Below are 3,408 nucleotides of genomic sequence, written 5' to 3'. Positions count from 1 at the left end.
TCGGAATAGGTGCCTGACGATGACCTACTCTCGCATGGGGAGTCCCCACACTACCATCGGCGCTGATCGGTTTCACTGCTGAGTTCGGCAAGGGATCAGGTGGTTCCCGTACGCTATGGTCGTCAGGCGAAAAACGGTGAATCATGCTGACGAGATGCGTCTCACGTATCCGTCGTGTCGGTTGCCATCGGCAGACCGCTTGGGTGTTATATGGTCAAGCCTCACGGGCCATTAGTACCGGTTAGCTCAACGCCTTGCAGCGCTTCCACACCCGGCCTATCAACCAGCTGGTCTCGCTGGGCCCTTCAGGAGGCTCAAGGCCTCGGGGATGTCTCATCTTGAAGGGGGCTTCCCGCTTAGATGCTTTCAGCGGTTATCCCGTCCGCACATAGCTACCCGGCAATGCCACTGGCGTGACAACCGGAACACCAGAGGTGCGTCCACTCCGGTCCTCTCGTACTAGGAGCAGCACTTCTCAAACATCCAACGCCCACGGCAGATAGGGACCGAACTGTCTCACGACGTTCTAAACCCAGCTCGCGTACCACTTTAAATGGCGAACAGCCATACCCTTGGGACCGACTTCAGCCCCAGGATGTGATGAGCCGACATCGAGGTGCCAAACACCGCCGTCGATGTGAACTCTTGGGCGGTATCAGCCTGTTATCCCCGGAGTACCTTTTATCCGTTGAGCGATGGCCCTTCCATACAGAACCACCGGATCACTAGAACCTACTTTCGTACCTGCTCGACGTGTCTGTCTCGCAGTTAAGCACCCTTATGCTCTTGCACTCAATGCACGATTTCCAACCGTGCTGAGGGTACCTTCGTGCTCCTCCGTTACTCTTTGGGAGGAGACCGCCCCAGTCAAACTACCCACCACACACGGTCCTCGATCCAGATAATGGACCTGAGTTAGAACGCCAATGATGCCAGGCTGGTATTTCAAGGTTGGCTCCACCCGATCTAGCGATCGGGTTTCCAAGCCTCCCAGCTATCCTACACAAGCAACATCGGCGTCCAGTGTGAAGCTATAGTAAAGGTTCACGGGGTCTTTCCGTCTAGCCGCGGGTACACAGCATCTTCACTGCGATTTCAATTTCACTGAGTCTCGGGTGGAGACAGCGTGGCCATCATTACGCCATTCGTGCAGGTCGGAACTTACCCGACAAGGAATTTCGCTACCTTAGGACCGTTATAGTTACGGCCGCCGTTTACCGGGGCTTCGATCAAGAGCTTCGCCGAAGCTAACACCATCACTTAACCTTCCGGCACCGGGCAGGCGTCACACCCTATACGTCCGCTTGCGCGTTTGCAGAGTGCTGTGTTTTTAATAAACAGTTGCAGCCACCTGGTATCTTCGACCGCTTCGCGCTGAAGGAGCAAGTCCTCTCACGCTAATGCGGCGTGCCTTCTCCCGAAGTTACGGCACCATTTTGCCTAGTTCCTTCACCCGAGTTCTCTCAAGCGCCTTGGTATTCTCTACCTGACCACCTGTGTCGGTTTGGGGTACGGTTCCACTGTATCTGAAGCTTAGAGGCTTTTCCTGGAAGCGTGGCATCGATGACTTCCAGACCGTAGTCTGTTCGTCTCGTCTCTCGGCTTTAAGGAACCGGATTTACCTGATTCCTCGGCCTACTGACTTTCACCAGGACAACCAACGCCTGGCTCACCTAGCCTTCTTCGTCCCCCCATCGCAATACAGTGAAGTACGGGAATATTGACCCGTTTCCCATCGACTACGCCTTTCGGCCTCGCCTTAGGGGCCGACTCACTCTGCTCCGATTAGCGTCGAACAGAAACCCTTGGTCTTCCGGCGGGGGAGTTTTTCACTCCCCTTGTCGTTACTCATGTCAGCATTCGCACTCGTGATACCTCCAGCAGACTTCTCAATCCACCTTCATTGGCGTACACGACGCTCCTCTACCGCTCGTCATTCGACGAACCCGTAGCTTCGGTACCTGGTTTGAGCCCCGTTACATCTTCCGCGCAGGCCGACTCGACTAGTGAGCTATTACGCTTTCTTTAAAGGATGGCTGCTTCTAAGCCAACCTCCTAGCTGTCTGAGCCTTCCCACATCGTTTCCCACTTAACCAGGATTTGGGGACCTTAGCTGACGGTCTGGGTTGTTTCCCTTTTCACAACGGACGTTAGCACCCGCTGTGTGTCTCCCACGCGTCACTCACCGGTATTCGGAGTTTGCCTCGGGTTGGTAAGTCGGGATGACCCCCTAGCCGAAACAGTGCTCTACCCCCGGCGGTGCTACGTGAGGCGCTACCTAAATAGCTTTCGAGGAGAACCAGCTATCTCCGGGCTTGATTAGCCTTTCACTCCGATCCACAAGTCATCCAAATCTTTTTCAACAGATCCTGGTTCGGTCCTCCAGTTGATGTTACTCAACCTTCAACCTGCTCATGGATAGATCGCCCGGTTTCGGGTCTATTCCCAGCGACTGGTCGCCCAGTTAAGACTCGGTTTCCCTACGCCTCCCCTATACGGTTAAGCTCGCCACTGAAAATAAGTCGCTGACCCATTATACAAAAGGTACGCGGTCACAGAACACGTCTGCTCCCACTGCTTGTACGCACACGGTTTCAGGATCTATTTCACTCCCCTCTCCGGGGTTCTTTTCGCCTTTCCCTCACGGTACTGGTTCACTATCGGTCAGCCAGGAGTATTTAGCCTTGGAGGATGGTCCCCCCGTCTTCAGTCAAGGTTTCTCGTGCCCCGACCTACTCGATTTCACACCAATCAGATTTCGACTACGGGGCTATCACCCTGTATCGCGTGGCTTCCCAACCACTTCGTCTATCAGTCATGGTGCTTAAGGGCTGGTCCCCGTTCGCTCGCCGCTACTAGGGGAATCTCGGTTGATTTCTTTTCCTCGGGGTAATGAGATGTTTCAGTTCCCCCGGTTCGCCTCCTGACACCTATGTATTCAGTGCAGGATACCCACGTTACCGTGGGTGGGTTTCCCCATTCAGAAATGCCCGGGTCGCAGGTTGTTTGCCACCTCGCCGAGCCTTATCGCAGGCTTCCACGTCTTTCATCGCCTCTGGCTGCCTAGGCATCCACCGTGTGCGCTTCATCGCTTGACCATATAACCCCAAGAGGTCTGGTCCGCGATGACAATCGACAATTGCCGGATACGCTTGAGACGTATCTCGTGTCTCTTCCTCTCGGAAGAAACGTTTGTCAGCATGATTCACATTGTTAAAGAGCACTGTTCAGAGAACAGTGGAAAGCCGTCTGGCTTGCCGCTGGTCTCTGTCTTGGACTGTTGTGGGAAGGATGGTGGAGCCTAGCGGGATCGAACCGCTGACCTCCTGCGTGCAAGGCAGGCGCTCTCCCAGCTGAGCTAAGGCCCCTCTGATCCTGCAAATGGTGGGTCTGGGCAGACTTGAATAA

1 tRNA gene and 2 rRNA genes are annotated in these 3,408 nt (G+C 54.7%); all 3 read right to left on the bottom strand.

Going from position 1 to position 3,408, the window contains the following annotated elements:
• Positions 1–11: 11 nt before the first annotated feature.
• The 3 genes from rrf to RSO68_RS15885 all read right to left on the bottom strand — a co-directional run bounded on the left by rrf (position 12) and on the right by RSO68_RS15885 (position 3,368).
• Positions 12–127: ribosomal RNA gene (gene rrf, locus RSO68_RS15895) — 5S ribosomal RNA — on the bottom strand.
• An 83-nt stretch (positions 128–210) separates the two neighbouring features.
• Positions 211–3,098: ribosomal RNA gene (locus tag RSO68_RS15890) — 23S ribosomal RNA — on the bottom strand.
• Between the two features lie 194 nt (positions 3,099–3,292).
• Positions 3,293–3,368 (bottom strand) — tRNA-Ala (locus RSO68_RS15885).
• Positions 3,369–3,408: the final 40 nt, after the last annotated feature.

The sequence above is a fragment of the Halomonas saccharevitans genome (assembly GCF_032333995.1).
In the GTDB taxonomy this organism is placed as follows: Bacteria; Pseudomonadota; Gammaproteobacteria; order Pseudomonadales; family Halomonadaceae; genus Halomonas; species Halomonas saccharevitans.
Note: the sequence above shows the minus strand (reverse complement) of the source record. Positions and strands in the feature narration are given on the sequence as shown.